Genomic DNA, 23826 nt, shown 5'->3' on the forward strand with positions numbered 1-23826 from the left:
CCGGAGAGCCGATGCGCGTGAGCTGCCCGCCGCGCAGGGGGCGCGGTTGGCGAAGTAGTCCGGCGCGGAGAAAATGTCGAAGTTGGCCGTGGATAGAGCAACAAGGGGCGGGACATGGGTGTCGATTGGGTGCAGATGCGGCCACGCCCGGGAATCTCCGCAGCATCGTTCGACGAGGCGATCCGCGCGCAGGCCGCGCAGTTCGTGGCGTCCGGCTGCTGGTTCTCCGATGAGTTCGGCCACATCGCGCGTCCCGCACCAGCAACGCCAGGACCACGGATCACCGAGATGGTCCACGTCAACGATCGTCCTGGCAACACGCATCGAGTGAACGCGCTGGTCCTGACACCGTTGCTGCCCGCCGAATGGCGCTTCGCCATGTACCGCAGCTTCCTGCCGGAAGATTTGGCGCGACACATCAGCCGATGGCGCGCCCATATCGATGAAGTGCGGGCAGGCGGTCACCGCGCGTACCTGCAAGCCTGGTACGCCTACACGATTTCCCAGCGGCTTGCCGAGGAATGGACCACCCTTCGGCAACTAGTAACTAACGCCAGGACACGCACGAACGCCTGGGCCGTCCGCCCCGCGTTGGTCGAAGTGCGCGAACGCATCACCGTGATGGCGGAACCGACCGTCAGCCCGCCACCCCGCTGGGGACGCTCACATGACCCACACCCCATCGACGCAACACCGTTCGTTGAGCTGGCGCGCGAGTGGAACAGGCGCGTGCCGGCCAACCAGAAGGTGCACGTCCCCAAGCCGCCGAGCTATGAGGAGTTCCTCGACGACCCCTCGCCGGACGACACGCTTGTGTGGCTGGAAGCGTCGGCCGAGGAGGGATACGGCGTCCTACTCGATTGGTGAGCCCGAGCGAAGAGTTCCGACACAGAGGCGGCGGCGGGATCCCTATCGCGCCTCACTGTCCTGGCGGAGGAGGGCTGACAGGCAGAGGCGGCGCAGTCCGGCCGCGGTGATCCTGAGCCCCATCGGCTCCCCGTCGATCTCGGTCCAGACCACGAAGTCATCGAGCGTGGCACCCGCGTAGAGAACCCAGCGGGGAACGCCGCCGCCCCGCTGGGCGACGATGTCCTCAAGGGCATCGAGGGCCTTCCGAGCCGCCCGGTCACGATAGGTCGCACCGTTCGGGATCACGGCGTAACCGGGGTCCCGAATGATCAACCGGAGGTTCGCGACGGCTTCTTCGTCATCGCCTCCGGCGCCGAGGGCGCCGGGGGCGGCGCGACCGTCCGCTTCCAACTCCGCTCGGAGCGCGCCGTCCGGATCCAGGACGTCGCGCAACGCCGCGTCGGCCTCCGCGTCGTCCATTTCCACGAAGTGGCCGAGGTCGAGCGCCGCGATGGCCGCGCGGCGTTCCTGGTCCCCGCCTCTGCGCGCCAACTCTGCCAACGCGTTGACGGTGCCCGATGCGCTCACTTTCACCATTGCCTGGAGCACCGGGTGGCGAGCCCTGATGTCGTTCTGGCCGTCAAGAGTGTCGATCAGCACCTGCCTCGCGACCGGACCGCTGAGGCGACCCAATGCGGGGGTCGCGGCATCTCTGTCACGAAGCAGAGCAAGCAGTGCTCCGGCCACTTCCGACCCGGCCACTGCCACCAGCGCGCTCAACAGCGGTTCGCGCAACCCAGAGAACTCACCGTCGGCCAGCACACCGATCAGCGCGTCCTTGGCGGAGGGATCCCCGATCCGTCCCAGTGCCCCGGCCGTGATGGAACTGATCGTCTCGTAGCTGGAAAATCTGGTGGCGCGGCCGTTCTTGTCACGGATCCGGCCTGTTTCGACGAGCAGCGGCACGAGTACCGGCACGGCGCGAGGATCACCGAGATTGCCCAGCATTCTGCTGATCTCGGCACGAACGGCCCCGACCGGATGGCCGAGAAAAGGGAACACCGAATCGATCGCCGTGTCTCCGACGATCCTTTCTAGAGCCTCGCGGGCCCGACTGTAAACAAGAACGTCGCCGTGCCCGAGAAAATCCGCCAACCTCGCCACATCGCGTTTCTGCTCAAGCCTGTCGACTTTCCGTTTAAGCCTGTTGAGCTTTCGATTCTGGGAGCCGGGGAACATGCGCCCACTATGACAGAAGGACGGAGCGCTGGATCGGGCCGGCGCAGGCGCCGGAAGCCCAGCCGATCCGGCCGCCCGCTTGACGCATACCCATATGGGCATATGATGACGGCCATGGCACGAGCAGCGACGACGTCGGACGTGTTCAACGCGATCGCCGAGCCGCAGCGCCGGGAGATCCTGGTGCTGCTGCGGGCGGGCGAGCTGCCGGTGACGGAGCTGGCCCGGGAGCTGGGAATGACCCAGCCGGGGGCGTCCAAGCACCTGCGGGTGCTCCGGGAGGTCGGGCTGGTACGGGACCGCAGGGCGGGCAAGCAGCGCCTGTACGGCCTGGACGCCCGCGGGCTGCGACCGGTCCACGAGTGGACCGGCGGGTTCGAGCGGTTCTGGAACGAGAGCTTCGACCGGCTGGACGCCTACGTGCAGGACCTCAAACAGGCGAAACAAGAGGAGTGACCTATGGCAGCCACGGAACCCGGCACGCCGGCGCGGTCGGCGACGGCCGACCGCGAGGTCGTGATCTCCCGGGTCATCGATGCCCCGCGGGAGCTGGTGTTCGAGGCGTTCACCGAAGTCCGGCACCTGTCGCGATGGTGGGGGCCGGAGGGATTCACCACCACCACGCGGGCGTTCGAGTTCCGCGTCGGCGGGGCGTGGGACTTCGTGATGCACGGGCCGGACGGGACCGACTACCAGGAGTGGATCTCCTGGACCGAGATCACCCCGCCCGAGCGGATCGCGCTGCTGCACGGCGAGTCCGGCGACGACCCGAACGCCTTCGAATCCGTCCTGACGTTCGCGCCCGCGCCGGGCCGCCCCGACGGCGCGGCGACCCGGATCCAGATGTGCACCGTGTTCCCCACCAAGGAACTGCGCGACGAGGCGGTCGAGAAGTACCACGCGATCGAGGGCGGCCGGCAGACCCTGAACAACCTCGCCGCCTACATCACCGAACTCCTCCGGAAGGGAGATGACAGCTGATGGCCGGAAAGGTGTTCTTCAGCGTCTCGATGTCGCTGGACGGGTTCATCGCACCCGAGTCCCCCGAGGAACTGATGGGGCGGCAATGGATGGAACTGCAGGCGTGGGTGTTCCCGCTGCGTTTCATGCGGGAGAACCTGAAGCTCGGCGAGGGCGGCGAGGAGGGGCGCGACAACGACATCGCGCGGGAGACCTTCGAGCGCACCGGCGCCAGCGTGATGGGCAAGCGCATGTTCGACGCCGGCGAGCGGGCGTGGCCGGAGGAGGCGCCGTTCCACACGCCGGTCTTCGTCGTGACGCACGAGAAGCGCGATCCCTGGCACCGGCCGGGCGGGACCACCTTCCACTTCGTCAACGACGGCATCGAGGCGGCGCTCGACCAGGCCCGCCAGGCCGCCGGCGACCGGGACGTCCGCATCGCGGGCGGCGGCGCGACGATCCTGCAGTACCTCAACGCCGGCCTGGTCGACGAGTTCTCGATCGCGCTCTCACCCGTGCTGTTCGGCTCCGGAGTCCGCCTGTTCGAGGGGGTGGACGCCGGCCGCGTGGCCCTGGAACCGGTCCGCACGGAGCACTCCCCCAGGGTGACGCACCTGACCTACGCCGTCCGGGAGCGGTGAGACCCTCCCCGCGAGCCGTCCGGGAACGGTGAGCCTCGTGAACCGTCTCCATCTCGCCCACATCGATGAGTTCTGCCGCCCGGCGTGGTCTCGTCCATGGAAGGCCCTGACAGAGGCCGGGGCCGACACGCGGGGAGGACACACCGTGACAGCACAGTCCAAGAGCGCGAAGAGCACGCCGCTCGACAAGGAGTTCACCGAGATCCTGCGGAAGAGCCCTGCCAAGGGCGGCTGGACCTACGTCATCTGGCCGGAGTCGGCCGAGTTCTTCGGTACCCGCGGCCTGGTGAAGGTGACGGGGACCATCGACGGGCACCCGTTCCAGGGCTCCTTCATGGCCCTGGGCGACGGCAACCACAAACTGGCCGTGAAGGCGGAGCTCCGTGAGGCGCTCGGCAAGGAGGAAGGCGACAAGGTCACCGTCCACCTCACCGAACGCCTCGGCTAGCCGGGCGGGGCGTGGTCAGAGGGAGTCCCAGAACGCGCAGTTGCTGGTCCGGGCGGTGTCGGTGCGGTGGATGCCGCGCGCTCCCGGGGCCAGTGACAGGACGTCGCCCGGTGACCGGAAGCGCGGCCAGTGCGGTGCGTGCCGCGCCTTCGGCCTGCCGTTCCAGGCGAAGGACGTCCAGTAGCCGACCATCGCATCGGAGAGCCGCTGCTGCCGCGGGTCGAGTTCGCCGAGCAGTCCCGGGAACAGGAAGGTCAGCTCGGTGGCGTGCTCGGCGCCCTCGTCGAATCCGGGGACGTCGATGAGCGGCGGTGCGGTGCGGTCGGCGAACTGGTACGCGTAGACCGGGACGCCCGCGCGTTCGAGCAGCTGGAACGCGTCTTGGTGCAGGCAGGTGGAGAGCGCGCCGCCGGCGTCGGTCTGGATGGTGGCCAGCGCGATCCGTGGATCGGAGTAGTTCCGTGCCGGATACCGAGCGAGCACCGCGCCGGCGGCGTCGCCGTACGTCGAGCGGACGATGCTCTCGTACTGCGCCTCCGTCATGGGGTTCGGGTGGAGCAACGAGACGTACAGCCGCATCTCGTCCAGCGTGTTGCCGTGCATCACCGGCACCCGGTTGAAGCGCCCCTGCTCGATGGCCTTCGCGGGTTGCAGTGGCAGCACGCGGTCGCCGCCGGCGACGGGCCCGGCGCTCATACCCGCCGCGTCGAAGGTCTCCAGCAGCGTCTTGACGGGCACGCCCCGCAGGCATGCGGCGTTGTCCACCGGCGAGCCCTGGTCGCACCCCACGGCCTTGGCGAGCGATGCCGCGTCGGCCTCTGCCGAGGCTTCGGTCCGGACGGGGGTGGCGCAGCTGAAGCTTTCCGGTATCACCTTGTGGAACAGTCCGGCCGCAGACGGCGAGGCGAGGTTGGCGCAGGAGTCGGCGGCACCGGCGGATTCACCGAACAACGTCACGTTCCGAGGATCCCCGCCGAAGGCCCTGGCGTTGCGCTGCGCCCAACGCAACGCGGCCTGCTGGTCGAGCAGTCCGTAGTTGCCTGCCTGGTAGCGCCGATCGGCGCCGTTCTCCAGGCCGGGGTGCGCGAGCCAGCCGAGGGGCCCGAGGCGGTAGTTGACGGTGACGACCACGACGTCGCCGTCCACCGCGAGCTTGGCCGCGTTGTAGACGCTGCCGCTACCGGTCGTGTTGCCGCCGCCGTGGACCCACACCATGACCGGCAGCCCGTGCCGCCGGTGTGCGCGGTCAGGGGCGGTGACGTTGAGGTACAGGCAGTCTTCGCCGTAGGTGGTGTCGCCGCCGTAGGGCGGGGCGAGCTGCGCGCATTGGCTGCGCGGGGACGTCGCGTCGTAGGTGCCCTGCCACGGCCGCACCGGTTGCGGCGGTCTCCAGCGCAGGCTCCCCGTCGGAGGCGCCGCATAGGGGATGCCTTGGAACAGCCGATAGCCCGGTTGCGGTTGGCCGCGCACCAGTCCGCGGTCGGTGCGGACGACGGCGGACGGATCCGTTGGACGCTGCTGGGCCACGGCCGGCGCGGCCCCGGCGAGAAGGAGAGCGGACGCGAGCAGGGAGATGCCGGTGAGCCTCACAGGGCCCCCTTTCAGCACGGCGCTTCTGGCAGCCCCCCGAGCCGGGCACGGCACCGAACCCCGCGCCCCGGACTCAAATTAGAACTTGATTCTAAGATAGATGCAAGCCCCGATACAGGCGGGGATTCACCACCGCTGGCGGGACTCCTCAGCCCACCCGGTGAGGTCGTCGAAGTCGATCCAGGTGCCGCCGTCGGTGCGGGCGCGCCCGCTGAAGTGGTCGAAGCACTGCTGGGGTCTCGATGCCGACCGTGCCGACGATGCCGAGTTCCGTCCGCGCGACCCGCTCGTGGAACGGACGGAACTCGGCCTCGACCCGCAACCCCACTGATCGTCCGGTCGCGTGCCGGTTCCGGGCGGCCTTTCCCGGGTTGTCGCGGCGCGGAATCCTGGACCGGTTCAGGCCCGGGACACGCATCGTTTAAATAAGTCCATACCTCGGCCAGAGTTTCTCTCGTGCCGGACCTGCCGATCTCCTCTAGGTGATCATTGAACCGTCCTGGAGCGCCGAGGAGCACGACCGCGCGCTGGACCGGCTCGCGGCGCGGGAGAACTTCCCGGTGGCGGCGCGGCTGCTCCCGGCCCGGCACCGCGCCGACCTGCGGGCCGTGTACGGCTTCGCGCGGCTCGTCGACGACATCGGCGACGAGGCGCCGGCGGAGCAGCGGCCGAAGCTGCTCGGCCTCGTGGACGACGACCTGGACCGCGTGTTCGCCGGACGGACGCCGAACCTGCCGCAGTTAAGGCGGCTGGCGCGGACGGTGCACGCGCACCGGATCCCGGAGGAGCCGTTCCGCGACCTCGTCCAGGCAAACCGGCAGGACCAGACCGTCCACCGGTACGACACGTTCGAGGAGTTGAAGGGGTACTGCGCCCTGTCGGCCGCGCCCGTGGGACGGATCGTGCTGCGCGTGTTCCGCGCGCACACGCCGCGGCTGGAGGCGGCGTCCGACGACGTCTGCACGGCGCTGCAGATCATCGAGCACTGCCAGGACGCCGGACAGGACTACCGGAGCGGGCGGATCTACCTGCCCGGCGAGGACCTGCGGCGGTTCGGCTGCGCCGAGGACGACCTGGCCCGCCGGGTGACGCCGACGCGGCTGCGCGGCGTCCTGGCACTGCAGGCCGGGCGTGCCCGCGACCTGCTGGACGGGGGCGCCGGGCCGCTGATGGCGGGCCTGACCGGGTGGGCGCGCTTCGCCGTCGCCGGCTACGTGGCCGGGGGACGCTCGGCGCTGTCGGCTCTGGAACGCGGGCGTTTCGACGTGCTCGCGCATCCGCCGCGTCCGCGGCGGGCCGCCCTGCCGGCCCGCTGGGCGCGCGCTCTTGGAGGGAGAGGGCGATGACGGTTTCGGAGGCTTGCGAGCGTTCCGAGCGGGTTGCCGAGGCGTACCGGCACTGCGAGCGGGTGGTGCGCGACGAGGCCCGCAACTTCGCCTACGGGATCCGGCTGATGCCGGCCCCGAAGCGCCGGGCGATGAGCGCGATCTACGCGTTCGCGCGGGGCATCGACGACATCGGGGACGGGCCGGAGCCGGCGTGCGTGCGGCTCGACCTGCTGGACCGGTCGCGGCAGCGGCTCGCGACCGTGCAGGAGGTGCTGCGGCGGCGGCTGGACGTCCGGGCGCTGGAGGGCCACCCGGTGCTGACGGCGCTGGCGGACGCGGCGGGCCGCTACCCGATCCCGCTGGAGGCGTTCGAGGAGCTGATCGACGGCTGCGAGAACGACGTCCGCGGCGCCGACTACCGGACGTTCGACGACCTGCTGCGGTACTGCCAGCGGGTCGCCGGGACGGTCGGGCGGCTGTCGCTCGGCGTGTTCGGGCCGGACGGCCGGCAGCGGGCCGAGGGGCTCGCGGACTCGCTCGGCGTCGCGCTCCAGCTCACGAACATCCTGCGCGACCTGCGCGAGGACCGGATGGCCGGGCGGACCTACATCCCGGCGGAGGACCTGGCCCGGTTCGGCTGCACGCTGGAGCTGGACGAGTCGGGCGCGTTCGTCGACCCGCCGTGGCGGCTGAACGAGCTGATCGGCTTCCAGGCGGAGCGGGCGCGGGCCTGGTACGCGGAAGGGCTGCGCCTCCTGCCGCTGCTGGACCGGCGCAGCGCGGCGTGCACGGCGGCGATGGCCGGCATCTACCGGCGGCTCCTGGAGAACATCGCCGAGCGCCCCCAGCTCGCGCTGAACGCGCGGGCGTCGCTGCCCACCTGGCAGAAGGCCGTCGTGGCGGCCCGCGCGCTGTCGGGGGTGGAGCGGTGAGCGCCGCCGGAGCCCTGGGGGTGGGCCGGTGAGCGTCGTCATCGTCGGAGGAGGGCTCGCCGGCATCAGCGCCGCGATCGCGCTCCAGGAGTCGGGCGTGCCGGTGACGCTCGTGGAGTCCCGGCCATGGCTGGGCGGCGCCACGCACTCGTTCACGCGGGGCGACCTGAGCGTCGACAACGGCCAGCACGTGTTCCTGCGGTGCTGCTCGGCGTACCAGGGGCTGCTGCGCAGGCTGCGCGCCGATCACCTCGTCGACGTCCAGGACAGGTTCGACGTCCCCGTCCTGCGGGCGGGGGCGGAGCCGGCGCGGCTGCGGCGGTCGCCGCTGCCGAGCCCGCTGCACCTGCTGCCGGCGCTGGCCGGGTACGCGCCGCTGTCGCCCGCCGACCGGCTCAGGGCGGTGCGCGCCGCGGCGGCGCTGCGGCGCCTCGATCCCGCCGACCCCGCGCTCGACACGCTGTCGGCCGGGGCATGGCTGGCGCAGCGGGGGCAGCGGCCCTGGGTGCGGGACGCGCTGTGGGGGCTGTTCATCACGTCCGCGCTGAACGCCGAGGTGGACGAGGCGGCGCTCGGGCTGTCGGCGATGGTGTGCCGGCGGGCGCTGTTCGGCCGCGCCGACGCCGCCGACATCGGGTTGCCGCTCGTCCCGCTGGAGGAGCTGCACGGCGGCCCGGCGCTGCGGCGGATCGCCGAGATGGGCGGGACCGTCCGGCTGAAGGCCAAGGTCGAGGCCGTCACCACCGACCCGAAGGTGGTGGTGGACGGGACGCCGATCGCCGCCGACGCGGTGATCCTGGCGGTGCCGCACGAGGCGGCGGCGCGGCTGCTGCCCGCGCAGGCGCTGCCGGAGCCGCTGCGCTGGGCCGAGCTGGACGCGAGCCCGATCGTGAACGTGCACGTCGTCTACGACCGCAAGGTCACGGACTTCCCGCTCTCGCGTGGGGGGACGACCCCCCACACCCCCCGGAACGACCTTTTCGCCGCCGCGGTCGGCTCCCCCGTCCAGTGGGTCTTCGACCGGACGGCGGTGAGCGGGCTGCGCCGCGGCCAGTATCTCGCGGTCTCGCTGTCGGCGGCCGACCGCTGGATCGACATGCCGACCGCCCGGATCCGGTCGCGGTTCGTGCCGGAGCTGCGGCGGCTGCTGCCCGCCGCGTGGGACGCCGAGGTCCGGGAGCTGTTCGTGACGCGGGAGCGGCGCGCCACGTTCCGGCAGCGTCCCGGTTCCGCCGCCGCCCGGCCGGGGCCGGTGACGCGCGCGCCGGGCCTGTTCCTGGCCGGCGCGTGGACCGACACGGGCTGGCCGGACACGATGGAGGGCGCGGTGCGCAGCGGTCTCACCGCCGCCCACCTGGTCCGCCGCCATCTCAGGAGCACGCGCCGGGCCGAGGAGAGGGTGAGCGTCCGATGACCACCGTGCCGGTCTCGCTCACCGACGTCCGCGAGCTCGTCGACGGGGCGCTGCGCGCCGCGGTCGGCCGCCTCGACCCGCGCACGTACCGGGTCGCCGCCTACCACCTCGGCTGGACCGACGAGGAGGGCCGTCCGCGCAAGGAGCCGGCGGGAAAGGCGCTGCGCCCGGCGCTCGCCCTGCTGTCCGCGCGCGCCGCCGTGGCGCCGCCGGAGAGCGCCCTGCCGGGAGCGGTCGCCGTCGAGCTGACCCATGCGTTCTCGCTCCTGCACGACGACATCATGGACCGCGACCGGACGCGCCGGCACCGGCCGGCGGCGTGGACGGTGTTCGGCGAGGCGTCCGCGATCCTGGCCGGCGACGCGCTGCTCGCCCTCGCGGCCGAGGTGCTGCTGGAGGCGCCCGGCCAGGGCTCGGCGCGGGCGGCGCACGCGCTGTCCACCGCGACCCGCCGCCTCATCGCCGGCCAGTCCCTCGACATGGACTTCGAGACGCGCCGGCAGATCGGCGTGGACGAGTGCGTCGCGATGGCGTCCGGCAAGACGGCCGCGCTGCTGGCGTGCTCCTGCGCGATCGGGGCCGTCCTGGACGGCGCCTCCGAGAAGCTGTGCGCCGCGCTGCAGGGGTTCGGCGAGGACCTCGGCATCGCGTTCCAGCTCGTGGACGACCTCCTCGGCATCTGGGGCGACCCGGAGATCACCGGCAAGCCCGCGCTGTCGGACCTGCGGTCCCGCAAGATGTCGCTGCCGGTCGTCGCCGCGCTGAACTCCGGCACCCCGGAGGCGGCACGGCTCTCCGATTTGTACGCGCGGCCGGACCCGTCGGAGGACGACCTGGCCGAGACGGCCGCGCTCGTGGAGGCCGCGGGCGGGCGCGCCTGGGCCGAGATCGAGGCCGAGAGCCGCATCCAGCGGGCCGCCGAGCACCTCCTCGACGCCCGGTTGCCCGACCCCGTCCGCGCCGAGTTCCTGCACATCGCCGACTTCGTCACCTGCCGGGACCACTGATGACGACCACAGAGCCGACCACGGAGACCGCCGCAGCGCCCACCACGGCGCCCACCACGACCAGAACGGCCGCGGAGGCCCTGGACGCCGCGCGCGAGCACCTGCTCCTCCTCCAGTCCCCCGAGGGATGGTGGAAGGGCGAGCTCCAGACCAACGTGACCATGGACGCCGAGGACCTGCTGCTGCGCGAGTTCCTCGGCATCCGCACCGGCGAGGACACCTTCGAGGCGGCCCGCTGGATCAGGTCCCAGCAGGCCGCCGACGGCACCTGGGCGAACTTCCACGACGGCCCGCCGGACCTGTCCACCACCACCGAGGCGTACGTCGCGCTGCGGCTCGCCGGGGACCTCCCCGACGCGGGCCACATGGTCCGCGCCGCCGCCTACATCCGCGGCGAGGGCGGCGTCCCGGCCACCCGCGTCTTCACCCGGTTCTGGCTGGCGATGTTCGGCCGCTGGCCCTGGGACGAGCTGCCGGTGCTGCCGCCGGAGATGATGTTCCTGCCGCGCTGGTTCCCGCTGAACGTCTACGACTGGGCGTGCTGGGCGCGGCAGACGATCGTCCCGCTGACCGTGGTGGGCGCGCTGCGTCCCGTCCGGCCGCTGCCGTTCACGCTGGACGAGCTGTACCCGGACCACGACGTCCCGCGACCCCGCGGGCGGCGCCTGCCCGGATGGGGCGAGGCGTTCGAGGCGCTCGACAGGGCCCTGCACGTGTACGAGCGGCGCCCGCTCAGGCGCGTGCGCAGGGCCGCGCTCCGCCGCGCCGCCGAGTGGATCATCGCGCGGCAGGAGCGGGACGGCTCGTGGGGCGGGATCCAGCCGCCGTGGGTGTACTCGCTGCTCGCGCTGCACCTGCTCGGCTACGGGCTCGACCACCCGGTGGTCCGGCGAGGGCTGGACGGCCTCGAACGCTTCACGATCCGGGACGAGCGGGGGCGGCGGCTGGAGGCCTGCCAGTCCCCCGTCTGGGACACCGCGCTCGCCATGAACGCGCTGGCCGACGCGGGCCTGCCCGCCGGGCACCCGGCCCTGGAGCGGGCCGCCGAGTGGGTGATCGGCGAGGAGGTGAGGGGGCCCGGCGACTGGTCGGTCGGGCGGCCCGGCCTGCCCCCGGGCGGCTGGGCGTTCGAGTTCGACAACGACTGCTACCCCGACACCGACGACACCGCCGAGGTGGTCATCGCGCTGGACCGCGTCCGCCACCCGCGGGCGGAGCCGGCGATCGAGCGCGGTGTGCGCTGGATGGCCGGGATGGTGTCGAAGGACGGCGGGTTCGGCGCGTTCGACGCCGACAACACCCGCGCGCTATGCCGCAGGCTGCCGTTCTGCGACTTCGGCGAGGTGATCGACCCGCCGTCCGCCGACGTCACCGCGCACGTCGTGGAGGCGATGGCGCGACGCGGCATGGCGGACTCGCTGCTGGTGAAGCGGGCCGTCGTCTGGCTGCTGAGGGCGCAGGAGCCGGACGGTTCGTGGTTCGGCCGGTGGGGCGCCAACCACGTGTACGGGACGGGCGCCGTCGTGCCCGCGCTGATCGCGGCGGGCGTCCGGCCGGAGAAGCCGGTGATCCGGGACGCGGTCGGCTGGCTGGAGCGCCACCAGCGCGACGACGGCGGCTGGGGCGAGGACCTGCGCTCCTACCGGGACCGGTCATGGGTCGGGCACGGCGCGTCCACCCCGTCCCAGACCGCGTGGGCGCTGATGGCGCTGCTCGCGGCCGGCGAGCGCGGACCGTCGGTCGAGCGCGGGATCCGCTGGCTCGTCGACCGCCAGCGGCCGGACGGGACGTGGGACGAGGACCACTTCACCGGCACCGGCTTCCCCGGCGACTTCTACATCAACTACCACCTGTACCGCCTGGTCTTCCCGCTGTCGGCCCTGGGCCGCTACCTGAGCGGAGCCGGCTCGTCCCCCGCACGGCCCGGCGCCGCCGCGGACGGCGGGCACAGCGACCCGGAAGGGATCTAGAACATGGCGATGCCAGTGCGCCAGAGCCTGCGCGTCGGCGGGTACGTCCTGCGCAACCGGCTGGCGGGACGGCGCAGGTACCCGCTGATCGTCGAGCTGGAGCCGCTGTACGCGTGCAACCTGGCCTGCGCGGGCTGCGGGAAGATCCAGCATCCGGCGGACGTGCTGAAGCGGCGGATGCCGGTCGAGCAGGCGGTCGCGGCGATCCGCGAGTGCGGGGCGCCGATGGTGTCGATCGCGGGCGGCGAGCCGCTGATGCATCCGCAGATCGGCGAGATGGTCGCCGAGCTGGTGAGGATGAAGCGGTACGTGTTCCTGTGCACGAACGCGGCGCTGATCCCGAAGAAGATCGACGCGTTCCGGCCGTCGCGGTACTTCGCGTGGGCCGTGCACATCGACGGGCTGCGGGAGCGGCACGACGCGTCCGTCTGCAAGGAGGGCGTGTTCGACCAGGCCGTCGAGGCGATCCGGATATGCCGGGAGCGCGGGTTCCGCGTCACGACGAACACGACCGTGTTCAACACCGACACCCCGCGGACCGTCATCGACGTGCTCGACTACCTGAACGACGAGCTGCGCGTCGACCAGATGATGATCTCGCCCGCGTACGCGTACGAGAAGGCACCGGACCAGGACCACTTCCTCGGCGTCCAGGAGACCCGGAACCTGTTCCGCACGGCGTTCGCGGACGGCCGGCGCGAGCGCTGGCGGTTCAACCACTCGCCGCTGTTCCTGGACTTCCTCGAAGGGAAGGTCGACTTCCCGTGCACGGCGTGGGCGATCCCGTCGTACTCGCTGAAGGGCTGGCAGCGGCCCTGCTACCTGATGGACGACGGCTATGTCGACACCTACCAGGAGCTTCTGGACACGACCGACTGGGACGCCTACGGGCGGGGGCGCGACGCCCGCTGCGCGAACTGCATGGCCCACTGCGGCTACGAGCCCACCGCCGTGTTCGCGACGATGGGCTCGCTCAAGGAGTCGATACGCGCCATGCGGAGCGTGTGATCGTCAACGACGTGCCGGGTTCGGCGGCACGCGTCACCGCGCGCCGTGCGGAGCGTCCGAGCCGGGCGGCAGCGGCGCCGTGCCGTGTTCCAGCGCGTGCCGGATGAGGGCGACCAGGACATCGGCGTCGGAGGTGAAGCCGGTGATGAGCAGGCGGCCGCCCTTGTGGCCGTCACCGCCCTTGATCTTGACAACGCTGTAGACGTCCCACCCGAGCATCTCGCCCACCCAGTGGCGTTGGCCGCGCTCGGAGACGCTCCTGATCCGGTCCCACGGGATCACCCGGAACCGGCCGGCGTGCTCGTACGCCAGCCCTCCGACGCGGACCCGGAACACCTCGCCGGGCGTCATGAGGTACCGGCGGCCGCACGAGAACCCCCACCACAGCCCGACCAGCGAGAACCCCAGCAAGAGCCCGGCGATCGTGTAGGCCGTCTCGCCCCGGGTGAAGACCGCGACCAGCACCGGTGCCGACAGGCCCACCCCGGCCAGGCCGATCAGCGTCGAGACCACCGCCACCTTGCCGCGCCGGGCGTCGTCGGTCTCGAAACGCCGCACGAACTTCCCCAGCGCCTGCTCCGCCGCGCGCACCATGACCGCACCGTCCTCGTCGCCGCCCGCCTACCGCAAGGATCACGTACCGGACGGCCCGCTGATCGAGTCCCGGCCGGACGGCAGGTGGCCGCAAGCGGCCAGCGGTCCGCCGGCACCGGGTCAGGCGTCGCGGAGCTCGTCGATCACGTCGCGGACGGCGTCCATGAGGGCGTCGGCGTCGTCGGTGAGGCCGGGGTCGACCGAGAGCCCGAAGCACAGGTCGCGGTCGACGCCGAGGCCGGCGATCGCCAGGGGCGTGCCGGGCGCGAGCGGGACGATCGGGTACACGGCGGTGAGCGGTGCCCCGGCCAGCCACAGTTGCCGGTCGGGTCCGGGAAGGCTCGACACGGTGCCCTGCAGGAAACGGCCGCTGTAGGACATCCGGGCGAAACGGGCGTGCAGTGGCGCCGGCATCAGCCGTCCCGCCTGCCACATCACGAACCAGGCGGCCTGCGCCCGCGTCCCCGACCGCAGCACCCGGCCGCGCTCGGCGATCACGGCGAGCCGGTCGGTCTCGGCCATCTTCCCGATGGGCAGGTCGACCATCACGGCGGTGGTGTGGTTGCCGACCATCGCGCTGCCCGGCGGGCGCATCATCAGCGGGACCGCGACGCGGCAGGACCCGGGCCGCCCGTCGTCCTCGCTGACGACCCGGTTCAGCGCGCCCGCGACCGCGCACAGCACCACGTCGGTGACGCGGGCGCCGTGGCGGCGGCCGACGTCCCGCACCGCGCGCAGCGGCAGGGCCATCGTGCCGTACCGGCGTTCGGACGTCCCGGCGGAGGGCAGCCGCTCGGGTCGCGTCACGGCGGTCGCGAGCTGGCCGAGCCCGACCACGGTCGCGACCGCCTTGCGGAACGGCGCGCGCGGAGGCCCGGGGACGGGTTCGGGCGGCGGCTCCATCAGGTACATCGCCTGCGCGACGATGCCGACGCCGTCGGCGACGACGTGGTGCATCAGGTACACGACGGCGGTGCGGCCGGGTTCGGCGCCCTTCAGGACGACCATCCGCCACGGCGGCCGGTCCGGCGGCAGCGGCTCGGCCTGGATGCGGGCGACCTCGGCGCGCAGCCCGGCCATGCCGTCGACGCGCCGCTCGGCGACGTGCCAGGCCCAGTCGACGGGGTCGTGGTCGCGCCAGACGGGGCGGCGCCAGCGGCCCCGCCGGACGAGCCGCTGCCGGAACCGGGGCAGCCCGTCCAGCCGGCTCCTGATCACCCGGACGAGGTCGGCGCGGCCGACGTCGGCCCGCGGGGTGTCGAGCATGATGACGCCGCCGGCCTGCTGCGGGGCCTCGGGCGTCTCCACGGCCAGGAAGAACGCGTCGGGCCCCTGGACGCGCGGCGCCGGCGGGCGGGCGATGCGCTCGGCGAGGTACACCGGGACGACGACGAACGGGATCGCGGCGACCGCGTCCAGCAGGTAGTGGTTCGCGGTCGCCAGGATCACGTAGAGGGTCACGATGATGTGCAGGGCGTTCAGGCCCTGGACCCAGCGTTTCGCGTTGACGCGGGCGAGCTCGACGCCGACCCACAGCGTCCAGGCCATGTGCAGGGACGGGACGGCGGCGAACCGGTCGGCGTGCTCGACCATCGGCGAGCCCCAGGACCCCCAGGTGCGGCCCTCGGTGACGGTGTCGATGAAACCGAGGTCGGGCATCAGCCGCGGCGGCATGACGGGGTACAGCGCGAAGCAGGCCAGCCCGCCGAGGTTGAGCATGACGAAGGCGTTGCGGGCCGTCCGGTACCGCTCGGGGTGCCGGAGGAATAACCAGGTCAGCAGGGCGAGAGCGCTCGCGATGTAGGTGATCGCGTACTCGTAGTTGGCCAGCACCCGCCAGACCGGCTGGTCCGCCAGCCAGTGGTTGAGAGCCGGTTCGACATCGAGGTGGAGCGCCCGCTCCAGGGCGTAGAGCGACTCCCCGTGGTCGCGGGCGGCCTTCTCCCTCGCCTGCTCGGGCAGCATCGTCACCAGCGAGTACAGCGCGAACAGCGCCAAGCCGAGCGCGAGCTCGTTCCGCACGCGCGGCCTCGCGCGCGGAACGGTGCCCGCGGCGTCCGGTGCCAGAACCGCGTCCGGCGCGGTCACCGCCTCGTGTGTGCCCATAGTCCCCCTCGCCCCGGGTGGTACCCACAGATTCGCCAAATCAGACGGCGATGCCGGTATTCGGGGATCATGCCCGGCCCGCCGCGAGAGACCCGTCCGATCCGCTGGAAATCTCCGGGAACCATCTGGCCCGTCCGGGCGTCTTCGATATATCGTTGTCGTATCGCGAGAGGTCTTAGAGAGATCTCAGAAGGTGGTGGAGAACATGGGTCACATGCATGGACGCGGCGGCCCCTGGGGGCGCGGCGGCGACTTCCCGAACCTCGGCGCGCTGTTCGGCGGCGGCCCCGGCCCCTGGGGCCCGCCCGGCGGCTTCGGGCCCGGTCCCGGCCCCCGGCCGCCCTGGGCGCGGGGACGCGGCGGGCCCTGGGGCAGGGGCCCGAAGGCGCGCAAGGGCAACGTCCGCGCGGCGATCCTGGTCCTGCTGGCCGAGGAGCCGCGCAACGGCTACCAGATCATCCAGGAGATCCACGAGCGCAGCGGCGGGGCGTGGAAGCCGAGCCCCGGCGCGGTCTACCCGGCGCTCCAGCAACTCGCGGACGAGGGCCTGATCGCCGGCGACGAGTCCGGCGGGCGGCGCACCTTCCACCTGACCGACGAGGGCCGCGCCTACGCCGAGGAGAACGCCGACCGGCTCGCCGAGCCGTGGGCGGAGATGACCCCGGAGTACGGCGAGGGCGTCCCGGAGCTGTTCAAGCAGGCCGCGCAGACGGGAGCCGCGGTGATGCAGATCGTCCACTCCGGCTCCCCCGAGCAGGTCGCCCAGGCCAGGGACGTCCTGTCGGACGCCCGCCGGAGCCTGTACCGGATCCTGGCCGACGACCTCGCCCACGACCCAGACGACACCCCCGGCACCGACGACGACGCGGGCCCGACGGCCCGCGACGAGGAGTAGAGATGGCACGGCACGACGAGATCCGCGTCGGCGACGCCGAGCGGGACGCGGTCATGGTCGCCCTGCACGACCACTTCGCCGAGGGGCGGCTGGACCGTGGTGAGCTGGACGGGCGGCTGGACGCCGTCCTGTCCGCCAAGACGCGCGGCGACCTGCGGACCCTCGTCCGGGACCTGCCGGCCCCCACCGGGCTGCCCGACCCGCCGAAGGCCCCGTCCCTGGAGCAGGGGATGGCGGTCATGTTCGGCGGCCCGGGGCACCCCGCGTGGCACCGCCACCACCGGCACATGGCCGCCCGGGGGCACCGGCACGGGCCGCCCTTCCCGGCGTTCCCGGTCCTGCTCGGGGTGTTCCTGGTGCTGGCCTTCACGGCCGGGCCGGGCACGGGCTTCCTCGTGGTCCTGCAGATCGCGGTGGCCGTCTGGGTCGTGCGCGCGGTGCTGCTGGCGTTCGGGGCGCGGCGGTCCCGGCGGTCCGGCCCGCCCCTGTCCCCCGGCGCGTGACCCGGGCCCGGCGCGCGACCGCCGGGCTCAGCCCAGCCCGGCGTCGCGGGCGAGGAGGCCGGCCTGCGTGCGGTTGGCGCAGCCGAGCTTGTCGAGCAGGCGGGAGACGTGGCCCTTCACGGTGGCCTCGCTGAGGTGGAGGCGCCCCGCGATCTGCGCGTTGGACAGGCCCTCGCCGAGGCAGGCCAGCACCTCGGTCTCCCGCCCGGTGAGGCCGCCGACGAGCGCGCGCGTCCGGTCGCGGCCCGACGCGCGGTCCGCCGCGGTGCCGAGCAGCCGCATGGTCGCGGCGGCCGACATCACCGTGTGCCCGTCGGCGGCGACCCGGACGAGCTTCACCAGATCCTCCGGCGGCGTCGACTTCAGCAGGAACCCGCTCGCGCCCGCCCGCAGCGCCCGGATGACGTGCTCGTCGCCGTCGAAGGTGGTCAGCGCGACGACGGCGGGCGGCGACCGGAACGCGGCGATCCGCTCGATGGCGGCGAGGCCGTCCACGCCCGGCATCCGCAGGTCCATGAGCACCACGTGCGGCCGGTACCGGACGACGGCCTCGACGCCCGCCGCCCCGTCGTGCGCCTCCCCGACCACCCGGACGTCGTCGGCCGCGCCGAGGATGACGCGCAGGTGCGCGCACACCATCGGCTCGTCGTCGACCAGCAGGACGGTGATCACGGCAGCCCGGCCGGGTCGGGCGCCGCGACGGGCACGAAGGCGGGCAGGGACGCCTCGACGCGGAAGCCGCCGCCGTCCGGGCCGGCCGTGAACGTCCCGCCGATCAGCTCGACGCGCTCGCGGAGCCCTTCGAGGCCCATCCCGGACCCGCTGGCGGCGAGGTCGGCGTCCGGCTCCCGGGACGGGGCGGCGTTGCGGACGGTCAGCGTCACGCCGTCCGTGCGGTAGCGGACGTCCACCCGGACGGCGGCGCCCGGCGCGTGCTTGCGGGCGTTGGTCAGCGCCTCCTGGACGACCCGGAAGGCGGTGCGCCCGACGGCGGGCGAGGCGGACGGCGGGTCGCCGTGCTCGGCCAGCTCGACCGGGACGCCGACCGCCGCCGAGTCGGCGACGAGCGCGGACAGGTCGGGCAGCGGCTCGGACACCGCGGCGGGCGGCCCCTCGGGGTCGCGGCGGAGCAGGCCGATCACGTCGCGGAGCTCTTCGAGGGCCTGGCAGCCGGTGCCGCGCAGCTCCTCGGCGGCGGCGCGGGTCGGCTCGTCCGGCGCCCGGATCCGCAGCGCCCCCGCCTGCAGCACCATCAGCGTCACCCGGTGCGCGACGACGTCGTGCATCTCGGCGGCGAGCCGGGCCCGTTCCTCCGCGCGGGCCCGCTCGGCCAGCAGGTGCCGCTCCCTTTCGGCGCGCTCCGCCCGGTCGGTGAGCGCCTGCACGACGCGGCGGCGCGCGGCGGCGTACAGCCCGAGCAGCGCGGCGACGATCACGATGGCGACGCTGCGGAACACCACCGCGTCGACGCTGTCGGTCTCCTCGGCGTTGAAGTGCCGCATGGCCGAGTCGGGGAGGACGTCCTCCAGCACGGCGATCGGGACGAGCAGCACGGCGACCGGCAGCAGGCGGATCCAGGCCGGCCGCCCGCCGTCGCGCGGGAACGCCGCCACCGCGTAGGCCGCGAGCGGCGCCGTCGGCGGCCACCACACCACCGGGCTGAGGGTGTGGTCGGCGTCCACCCGCAGCAGCGCGCCCGGCGCGGCCAGTTCGAGGAGCCACACCAGGACGGCGAACCCGGCGGTGAGCCACGCGACCGCCATCGGGGCCCGGCGCCGGAGCGCCAGCGCGGCGGCGGGCACGAGGAACAGCGCGACCGACGCGCCGCCGTGCCGGTGGACGATGGCGCCCAGGTCGATGACCGTCTGGACGCTGAGCGCCACTCCGGACAGCACGACGGCGGCGTCCGCGGCGCGGTCGCGGCGCCGCCCGGCCGGGAGGAGCCGCGCGAGGGCGAGACGCGGCGAGGGCGGGCGCACCCGGGCCCGCCGCAAGAGGGTGGCCCCCCACGGGTTCGCTCCGCTCATGCCCATACCGTACGCACCCGCCCCCGGCCCGCGACCCCTACGAAAGTCGTGCCCGCAGGGCCGTTCGTCGCGGTGGGACACGACGTTCCGCGCTCCCGCCGTGGGGCCCGGCCGACTGGAATCGGCGCCATGACGGTCAAGCGCCTTCTCCGCCGCCCGCCCGCTCCGCGCCTCCCCCGCATGGGCGGGCTCGTCCTGCGGGGCCTGGTCGCGCACCGCGCCCGGCTGCTGATGTCGATGGTCGCGGTGGTCGCCGGCGTCGCGTTCGTCGCCGGCACGCTGATCTTCTCCGCGACGCTGGAGCGGTCGGTCGACCGCGCCTTCGACGACCTCGGCCGCGGCACGGACGTGATCGTCCGGTCGCAGCGGGCCTTCGAGCCGGGGCTGGGCGAGCCGGCGCCGGAACGTCCCGTCCCGGCTTCGGTGCTGGGGACCGTCCAGGGCGTGGACGGCGTCGCGAAGGCCCGCGGGGTCGTCACCGGGTTCGCCGCCGTCGTCGACCGGCACGGCACGATCGTCGGGGCGGAACCGCAGACGGGTGTGGCCTGGGACGGCGACCGGGACCTGTCCCTGCCGCGCCTCACGTCCGGACGTCCCCCCGCCGCGCCCGACGAGGTCGCGGCCGACACCGGGACTGCGCGCGACGCCGGCTACCGGATCGGGGACCGGATCACGGTCGCGCTGGCCTCGGGCACGCGGACCTTCCGCCTCACCGGCCTGTTCAAGGTCGGGGACTCGGCGTTCGGCGACTCCCTCTCGATGACCGCGTTCGCGCCGGAGGCGGCGCCCCGGCTCCTGTCGGAGCACCCCGGGGCCTATGCGCGGGTCGTCGTGCACGCGGACGACGGCGTCTCCCAAGAGCGGCTCCGGGACGCGGTGGCGGCGACGCTGCCGCCCGGGTTGGAGGCGGTCACCGGACGGGAGGCCATCGACGAGCAGGCCGGATCCTTCAAGGAAATCCTCGCCGTGATCCGGACGTTCCTGCTGGTCTTCGCCGTGATCGCGGTGTTCGTCGGCTCGTTCATCATCTTCAACACGTTCACGATGCTGGTCGGCGGGCGCGTCCGGGAGCTGGCGCTGCTGCGCGCGGTGGGGGCGTCGCGCGGGCAGGTGACGCGGTCGGTGCTCGGGGAGGCGGCCGGGGTCGGGCTCGCGGGCTCCGCACTGGGTCTGGCGGCGGGCGTCGGCGTCGCGGCCGGGCTCGCCCGGATCCTCGCGGTCTTCCTGGGCGGTGAGGAGCTGCCGTTCGGGACGCCGGTACCGCCGGTCTCCGCGGTGATCGCGTCCTTCGCGGTGGGGACGCTGGTGACGCTGGCGGCCGCGTTCGTCCCGGCCCGCCGCGCGTCGCGGATCCCGCCCGTCGCGGCGCTGCGCGAGGGGACGGCGCCCGCCCGCCCGCTGCGGGCGCGCGCGCTGGGCGGCGCGGTCGCGGCCGCGGCGGGCGCCGGGCTCGTCGCGGCCGGTTCCGCGGCGGACGGCAGGACCGCGCTGACGCTGACCGGGGCGGGGTGCCTGGCGGTGTTCGCCGGAGTCGTCACGCTGTCGCCGGTGCTGACCCGCCCCGCGATCCGCGTCCTGGCCTGGCCGTTCGCGCGGTGGGGCGGCGGCGCGGGCCGGATCGGCGGGCGGAACGCGCTGCGAGAGCCCCGGCAGACGGCGGCGACGGCGTCCGCGCTGACGATCGGCCTCGCGCTGATCGCCGCGGTGTCGGTGATCGTCCAGTCGATGGCGTCGTCGGTGGAACGGCAGCTCGACGCGGGCCTCACCGCCGACTACCGGGTCACCGCGCGCAGCGAGATCACGCCCGTGGCGGCGGACGCTGCCCGCGCGGTCGCCGGTGTGGACGGCGTGCGGGCGGCGATCCCGGTCCGCGCGGCCCGGTTCCGGGTGGACGGCTCCGTCCGGACCGCCGCGGCCGGTTCGCCGGGCGAGCTGCTGGCGCATTTCCGGCTTCCGCTCCGGGCCGGTTCGCCCTCGCCGGGCGCGGACGAGCTGCTCGTCGGGAGCAGCGTCGCCGAGGCCCAGGGCTGGCGAGTCGGGAGCACCTTCCGGGGCGAGTACCAGGACGGGGCGAAGCGGACGTTCCGCATCGCCGGGATCTACCGTGACCGCCCGTCGATCACCCCGTCCGCCCCCACGATGATCATCGGCTGGGACGGCTACCGGGCGCACGACCCCGGCGCCACCATCGACCGCATCGAGGTCGACGTCACGACCGCGACCCGGGGCGCCCTGGAGAAGGCGCTCGCGCCCTGGCCCAACGTGGAGCTCAAGGACCGCGCCCAGGTCAAGGACGACGCGGCCGGCGCCATCGGGCAGTTCCTCGACCTCGTCCTCGGCCTGCTGGTCCTGTCGGTGGTGGTCGCCGCGCTCGGCATCGTCAACACGCTCGCGCTCGCGGTGACGGAGCGGACCCGCGAGATCGGCATGCTCCGCGCCCTCGGCATGCAGCGCCGCGAGATCCGCCGCATGATCCGCTACGAGGCGGTCGCGGTCTCCCTGTTCGGCGCGCTGCTCGGCGTCGGCACCGGCGTGCTGCTCGGGATCGTCCTGCAGCACGCGATGGCCGAGGGCGACGGCGGCATGGAGGTCCTCGCGATCCCCGCCGGGCGGCTCGCCGTGTGCGTCGCGGCGGCGGCGCTGATCGGCGCCGTCGCCGCCGTGTGGCCCGCCCGCCGCGCCGCCCGGATGGACGTGCTGCAGGCGATCGCCACCGAGTAGCCGGCTCACGCGGACTGGCTCACGCGGACTGGCTCACGCGGCGGCGAGGACGCAGCGGTCGGGGACGGCGTCGCGCAGCGCCCGGAGGCCGCGGGCGATCAGCGGGTTGCCGCGGCTGCCGCGCCGCACGCAGGTCAGCACCCGCCGCCGCGGGACGCCGTCGCCGCCCAGCGGAACGCGCACGACCGGCTGGTCGGACGGCCCGCCCGCCAGCCTCGGTACGAGGGACACGCCGAGGCCGTTGGCGACCAGCGCCCAGATCACCGACCAGGTGGTGGCGTTGTGGGCGATGCGGGGCGTGAACCCGGCGGCGGCGCAGTAGGCCATGACCTGCTGGTGGTGGGCGCACCCCTCGGGCTGGACGCTGATCCAGGGCTCGTCCGCGGCGTCCTCCAGCCGGACGCCGCCGCGGGCCGCGAACGGATGCCCGGCCGGGACGATGAGGTCGAGCGCCTCCTCCAGCAGCGGCTGCCGGTCGAAGCGCGGGTCGCCGGGCGGCGGCGCCTCGGGGGTGGGCTCGATGACCGCGATGTCGGTCTCGCCCGCGGCGAGCAGCCCCATCGCCACGTCGGTGTCGCACTCGCGGATCTCGACCGCGAGGTCCGGGTCGTCCCGCAGCAGGGCGCCGGCGGCCGGGGCGACCAGCCCGCCGACCGCGGTCGTGAACCCGCACATCCGCAGCGGCCCGGCGGCGCCGGCGCGGTGCGACTCCAGGTCGGCGAGGGTCTCCTCCCACTTGGCGAGGAGCCCGTCGGCGTGCTCGACCAGCAGGTGCGCGGCCGGGGTCAGCCGCACCTTGCGGCCCTGCGGCTCCAGCAGCGGCACCTTCAGCTCCCGCGCCAGCTCGCGCAGCTGGTGCGAGACCGCCGACGGGGTCAGGTGCAGCGCGTCCGCCGCGGACGTGACCGTCCCGTACTGGTGGACGAGCCGGAGCATGTGCAGCCGCCGCAGATCAATCATGCAACCATATTGCACGATCCAGTGCGTAAATCTGAAATGGACGGCAACGTTCGGCGGACCGCAGACTGGTGCCATGACACAGCAGAACACCCTCGTGTCCCGGCATCTCACCAGCGACGGAGTCGTGGTCTGGACCCGCTGCGCCTGCGGCAGGCTGCGCATGGACCTCGTCCCGAACGACGGCGGGCGCGGCCTCGTCGCGGGCCCGTGCCCGCACTGCGCGGTCAGCCCTCGTCGATCGTGACCTCGTAGTGCAGCGTCCGGTAACGCTTCATCTTGTGGAAGAGCGGCACCGCGAACCCCTGCAGGAGCGGGTGCTTGCGGGCCAGCAGCCTGCGGACCGGCTTCGACTCCTCCTCGCTGAGCAGCCGGACGCGGCCGTGCGTCTCCGGGCCGGTGGCCTCGCCCTTGAAGGTGCTCGGCGCGATCTCCACCTCGGGATTGCGGGCCAGCCGCTTGGTCTTGAAGGCCTGGTCGTAGGTGCGGAAGTACGCGTGGTCGCCGAGGACGACGATGTTCACGGGCGTCCCGACCGGCGTGCCGTCCTTGCGGTAGGTCGTCAGCCGGACGGTGCGCTGCGCCTTCAGGTTCTCAAGCGTCGATGTGGTGTTCATATCCAGGAGACGGGGGCGCC

At 73.5% G+C, this 23826-nt stretch carries 24 protein-coding genes; 16 read left to right on the plus strand and 8 right to left on the minus strand.

What is annotated here, in order from left to right:
* Window positions 1-114: 114 nt before the first annotated feature.
* Window positions 115-867 carry a hypothetical protein gene (locus tag K8Z49_RS12955; protein WP_412518937.1) on the plus strand — a complete coding sequence of 251 codons (753 nt, stop codon included), beginning with the start codon at window positions 115-117 and terminating at the stop codon, window positions 865-867.
* A gap of 42 nt (window positions 868-909) precedes the next feature.
* On the opposite strand, the gene K8Z49_RS12960 is transcribed toward K8Z49_RS12955, so the two are convergent.
* Complete coding sequence (locus K8Z49_RS12960; RefSeq protein ID WP_412518939.1) at window positions 910-2088, minus strand: HEAT repeat domain-containing protein; 1179 nt, start codon at window positions 2086-2088, stop codon at window positions 910-912.
* Between the two features lie 114 nt (window positions 2089-2202).
* Between K8Z49_RS12960 and K8Z49_RS12965 the strand changes: the two genes are divergently transcribed.
* The 4 genes from K8Z49_RS12965 to K8Z49_RS12980 all read left to right on the plus strand — a co-directional run bounded on the left by K8Z49_RS12965 (window position 2203) and on the right by K8Z49_RS12980 (window position 4137).
* Complete coding sequence (locus K8Z49_RS12965; protein WP_075020290.1) at window positions 2203-2544, plus strand: ArsR/SmtB family transcription factor; 342 nt, start codon at window positions 2203-2205, stop codon at window positions 2542-2544.
* A gap of 3 nt (window positions 2545-2547) precedes the next feature.
* A complete protein-coding gene (locus tag K8Z49_RS12970) occupies window positions 2548-3069 on the plus strand; it encodes an SRPBCC family protein (protein WP_412518941.1) in 522 nt (173 codons plus the stop codon).
* Window positions 3069-3689 (plus strand): dihydrofolate reductase family protein, encoded by a 621-nt coding sequence (locus K8Z49_RS12975; protein WP_075020288.1) that lies wholly within the window; start codon window positions 3069-3071, stop codon window positions 3687-3689. Before K8Z49_RS12970 ends, K8Z49_RS12975 begins: the two co-directional genes overlap by 1 nt.
* A 145-nt stretch (window positions 3690-3834) precedes the next feature.
* Window positions 3835-4137, plus strand: a complete 303-nt coding sequence (locus tag K8Z49_RS12980; protein ID WP_021599394.1) for a DUF1905 domain-containing protein — start codon at window positions 3835-3837, stop codon at window positions 4135-4137.
* A gap of 15 nt (window positions 4138-4152) precedes the next feature.
* On the opposite strand, the gene K8Z49_RS12985 is transcribed toward K8Z49_RS12980, so the two are convergent.
* Window positions 4153-5727 carry a carboxylesterase/lipase family protein gene (locus tag K8Z49_RS12985; RefSeq protein ID WP_412518944.1) on the minus strand — a complete coding sequence of 525 codons (1575 nt, stop codon included), beginning with the start codon at window positions 5725-5727 and terminating at the stop codon, window positions 4153-4155.
* 100 nt (window positions 5728-5827) lie between these two features.
* Between K8Z49_RS12985 and K8Z49_RS12990 the strand changes: the two genes are divergently transcribed.
* The 7 genes from K8Z49_RS12990 (at window position 5828) to hpnH (ending at window position 13386) form a co-directional block, all read left to right on the plus strand.
* Complete coding sequence (locus tag K8Z49_RS12990; RefSeq protein ID WP_412518946.1) at window positions 5828-6058, plus strand: hypothetical protein; 231 nt, start codon at window positions 5828-5830, stop codon at window positions 6056-6058.
* 151 nt (window positions 6059-6209) lie between these two features.
* On the plus strand, window positions 6210-7073 hold the full coding sequence (hpnC, locus tag K8Z49_RS12995) for a squalene synthase HpnC (RefSeq protein ID WP_255268471.1): 864 nt from the start codon (window positions 6210-6212) through the stop codon (window positions 7071-7073).
* A complete protein-coding gene (locus K8Z49_RS13000; RefSeq protein ID WP_024936513.1) occupies window positions 7070-7987 on the plus strand; it encodes a phytoene/squalene synthase family protein in 918 nt (305 codons plus the stop codon). The genes hpnC and K8Z49_RS13000 overlap by 4 nt, the downstream gene beginning before the upstream one ends.
* Window positions 7988-8015: 28 nt before the next feature.
* Entirely contained in the window at window positions 8016-9401 is a 1386-nt protein-coding gene (gene hpnE, locus K8Z49_RS13005) for a hydroxysqualene dehydroxylase HpnE (protein WP_412518948.1), read from the plus strand.
* Window positions 9398-10408: a polyprenyl synthetase family protein gene (locus tag K8Z49_RS13010; RefSeq protein WP_021598196.1), complete on the plus strand. Its 1011-nt coding sequence runs from the start codon at window positions 9398-9400 to the stop codon at window positions 10406-10408. The genes hpnE and K8Z49_RS13010 overlap by 4 nt, the downstream gene beginning before the upstream one ends.
* Window positions 10408-12378 carry a squalene--hopene cyclase gene (shc, locus tag K8Z49_RS13015; RefSeq protein ID WP_111833045.1) on the plus strand — a complete coding sequence of 657 codons (1971 nt, stop codon included), beginning with the start codon at window positions 10408-10410 and terminating at the stop codon, window positions 12376-12378. Before K8Z49_RS13010 ends, shc begins: the two co-directional genes overlap by 1 nt.
* A gap of 3 nt (window positions 12379-12381) precedes the next feature.
* Window positions 12382-13386, plus strand: coding sequence for an adenosyl-hopene transferase HpnH (gene hpnH / locus K8Z49_RS13020; RefSeq protein WP_024936511.1), 1005 nt, complete (start codon window positions 12382-12384; stop codon window positions 13384-13386).
* A gap of 33 nt (window positions 13387-13419) precedes the next feature.
* On the opposite strand, the gene K8Z49_RS13025 is transcribed toward hpnH, so the two are convergent.
* Window positions 13420-13980 (minus strand): PH domain-containing protein, encoded by a 561-nt coding sequence (locus tag K8Z49_RS13025; protein ID WP_021598193.1) that lies wholly within the window; start codon window positions 13978-13980, stop codon window positions 13420-13422.
* Between the two features lie 120 nt (window positions 13981-14100).
* Window positions 14101-16086, minus strand: a complete 1986-nt coding sequence (locus K8Z49_RS13030; protein WP_111833044.1) for a bifunctional phosphatase PAP2/O-acyltransferase family protein — start codon at window positions 16084-16086, stop codon at window positions 14101-14103.
* Window positions 16087-16291: 205 nt separating this feature from the next.
* On the opposite strand from K8Z49_RS13030, the gene K8Z49_RS13035 reads away from it, so the two are divergent.
* Together K8Z49_RS13035 and K8Z49_RS13040 are read left to right on the plus strand one after the other, a co-directional pair.
* A complete protein-coding gene (locus K8Z49_RS13035; RefSeq protein ID WP_063747830.1) occupies window positions 16292-16981 on the plus strand; it encodes a PadR family transcriptional regulator in 690 nt (229 codons plus the stop codon).
* A gap of 2 nt (window positions 16982-16983) precedes the next feature.
* A complete protein-coding gene (locus K8Z49_RS13040) occupies window positions 16984-17484 on the plus strand; it encodes a DUF1707 domain-containing protein (RefSeq protein WP_412518952.1) in 501 nt (166 codons plus the stop codon).
* Window positions 17485-17511: 27 nt separating this feature from the next.
* On the opposite strand, the gene K8Z49_RS13045 is transcribed toward K8Z49_RS13040, so the two are convergent.
* On the minus strand, window positions 17512-18156 hold the full coding sequence (locus tag K8Z49_RS13045; RefSeq protein WP_021598189.1) for a response regulator: 645 nt from the start codon (window positions 18154-18156) through the stop codon (window positions 17512-17514).
* Window positions 18153-19511, minus strand: coding sequence for a sensor histidine kinase (locus K8Z49_RS13050; RefSeq protein WP_412518954.1), 1359 nt, complete (start codon window positions 19509-19511; stop codon window positions 18153-18155). Before K8Z49_RS13050 ends, K8Z49_RS13045 begins: the two co-directional genes overlap by 4 nt.
* Window positions 19512-19640: 129 nt before the next feature.
* On the opposite strand from K8Z49_RS13050, the gene K8Z49_RS13055 reads away from it, so the two are divergent.
* On the plus strand, window positions 19641-22232 hold the full coding sequence (locus tag K8Z49_RS13055; RefSeq protein ID WP_412518956.1) for an ABC transporter permease: 2592 nt from the start codon (window positions 19641-19643) through the stop codon (window positions 22230-22232).
* A gap of 33 nt (window positions 22233-22265) precedes the next feature.
* On the opposite strand, the gene K8Z49_RS13060 is transcribed toward K8Z49_RS13055, so the two are convergent.
* Complete coding sequence (locus K8Z49_RS13060) at window positions 22266-23192, minus strand: LysR family transcriptional regulator (protein WP_412518958.1); 927 nt, start codon at window positions 23190-23192, stop codon at window positions 22266-22268.
* Between the two features lie 73 nt (window positions 23193-23265).
* Here K8Z49_RS13060 and K8Z49_RS13065 point away from each other — a divergent pair, with 73 nt between their 5' ends.
* A complete protein-coding gene (locus tag K8Z49_RS13065; protein ID WP_177287635.1) occupies window positions 23266-23436 on the plus strand; it encodes a hypothetical protein in 171 nt (56 codons plus the stop codon).
* Here K8Z49_RS13065 and K8Z49_RS13070 read toward each other — a convergent pair.
* A complete protein-coding gene (locus K8Z49_RS13070) occupies window positions 23417-23806 on the minus strand; it encodes a PPOX class F420-dependent oxidoreductase (RefSeq protein ID WP_075020284.1) in 390 nt (129 codons plus the stop codon). The genes K8Z49_RS13065 and K8Z49_RS13070 overlap by 20 nt on opposite strands.
* Window positions 23807-23826: the final 20 nt, after the last annotated feature.

The organism is Actinomadura madurae (assembly GCF_047130825.1).
GTDB classification, from domain to species: domain Bacteria; phylum Actinomycetota; class Actinomycetes; order Streptosporangiales; family Streptosporangiaceae; genus Spirillospora; species Spirillospora madurae.

Bases quoted from the DNA above. Each gene is read 5' to 3' on its own strand.
- K8Z49_RS12955 (WP_412518937.1), top strand. From the start codon at position 115: ATGGGTGTCGATTGGGTGCAGATGCGGCCACGCCCGGGAATCTCCGCA.
- K8Z49_RS12960 (WP_412518939.1), bottom strand. From the start codon at position 2,088: ATGTTCCCCGGCTCCCAGAATCGAAAGCTCAACAGGCTTAAACGGAAA.
- K8Z49_RS12965 (WP_075020290.1), top strand. From the start codon at position 2,203: ATGGCACGAGCAGCGACGACGTCGGACGTGTTCAACGCGATCGCCGAG.
- K8Z49_RS12970 (WP_412518941.1), top strand. From the start codon at position 2,548: ATGGCAGCCACGGAACCCGGCACGCCGGCGCGGTCGGCGACGGCCGAC.
- K8Z49_RS12975 (WP_075020288.1), top strand. From the start codon at position 3,069: ATGGCCGGAAAGGTGTTCTTCAGCGTCTCGATGTCGCTGGACGGGTTC.
- K8Z49_RS12990 (WP_412518946.1), top strand. From the start codon at position 5,828: ATGCAAGCCCCGATACAGGCGGGGATTCACCACCGCTGGCGGGACTCC.
- K8Z49_RS13000 (WP_024936513.1), top strand. From the start codon at position 7,070: ATGACGGTTTCGGAGGCTTGCGAGCGTTCCGAGCGGGTTGCCGAGGCG.
- K8Z49_RS13010 (WP_021598196.1), top strand. From the start codon at position 9,398: ATGACCACCGTGCCGGTCTCGCTCACCGACGTCCGCGAGCTCGTCGAC.
- shc (WP_111833045.1), top strand. From the start codon at position 10,408: ATGACGACCACAGAGCCGACCACGGAGACCGCCGCAGCGCCCACCACG.
- hpnH (WP_024936511.1), top strand. From the start codon at position 12,382: ATGGCGATGCCAGTGCGCCAGAGCCTGCGCGTCGGCGGGTACGTCCTG.
- K8Z49_RS13025 (WP_021598193.1), bottom strand. From the start codon at position 13,980: ATGGTGCGCGCGGCGGAGCAGGCGCTGGGGAAGTTCGTGCGGCGTTTC.
- K8Z49_RS13030 (WP_111833044.1), bottom strand. From the start codon at position 16,086: ATGGGCACACACGAGGCGGTGACCGCGCCGGACGCGGTTCTGGCACCG.
- K8Z49_RS13035 (WP_063747830.1), top strand. From the start codon at position 16,292: ATGGGTCACATGCATGGACGCGGCGGCCCCTGGGGGCGCGGCGGCGAC.
- K8Z49_RS13040 (WP_412518952.1), top strand. From the start codon at position 16,984: ATGGCACGGCACGACGAGATCCGCGTCGGCGACGCCGAGCGGGACGCG.
- K8Z49_RS13050 (WP_412518954.1), bottom strand. From the start codon at position 19,511: ATGAGCGGAGCGAACCCGTGGGGGGCCACCCTCTTGCGGCGGGCCCGG.
- K8Z49_RS13055 (WP_412518956.1), top strand. From the start codon at position 19,641: ATGACGGTCAAGCGCCTTCTCCGCCGCCCGCCCGCTCCGCGCCTCCCC.
- K8Z49_RS13060 (WP_412518958.1), bottom strand. From the start codon at position 23,192: ATGATTGATCTGCGGCGGCTGCACATGCTCCGGCTCGTCCACCAGTAC.
- K8Z49_RS13065 (WP_177287635.1), top strand. From the start codon at position 23,266: ATGACACAGCAGAACACCCTCGTGTCCCGGCATCTCACCAGCGACGGA.
- K8Z49_RS13070 (WP_075020284.1), bottom strand. From the start codon at position 23,806: ATGAACACCACATCGACGCTTGAGAACCTGAAGGCGCAGCGCACCGTC.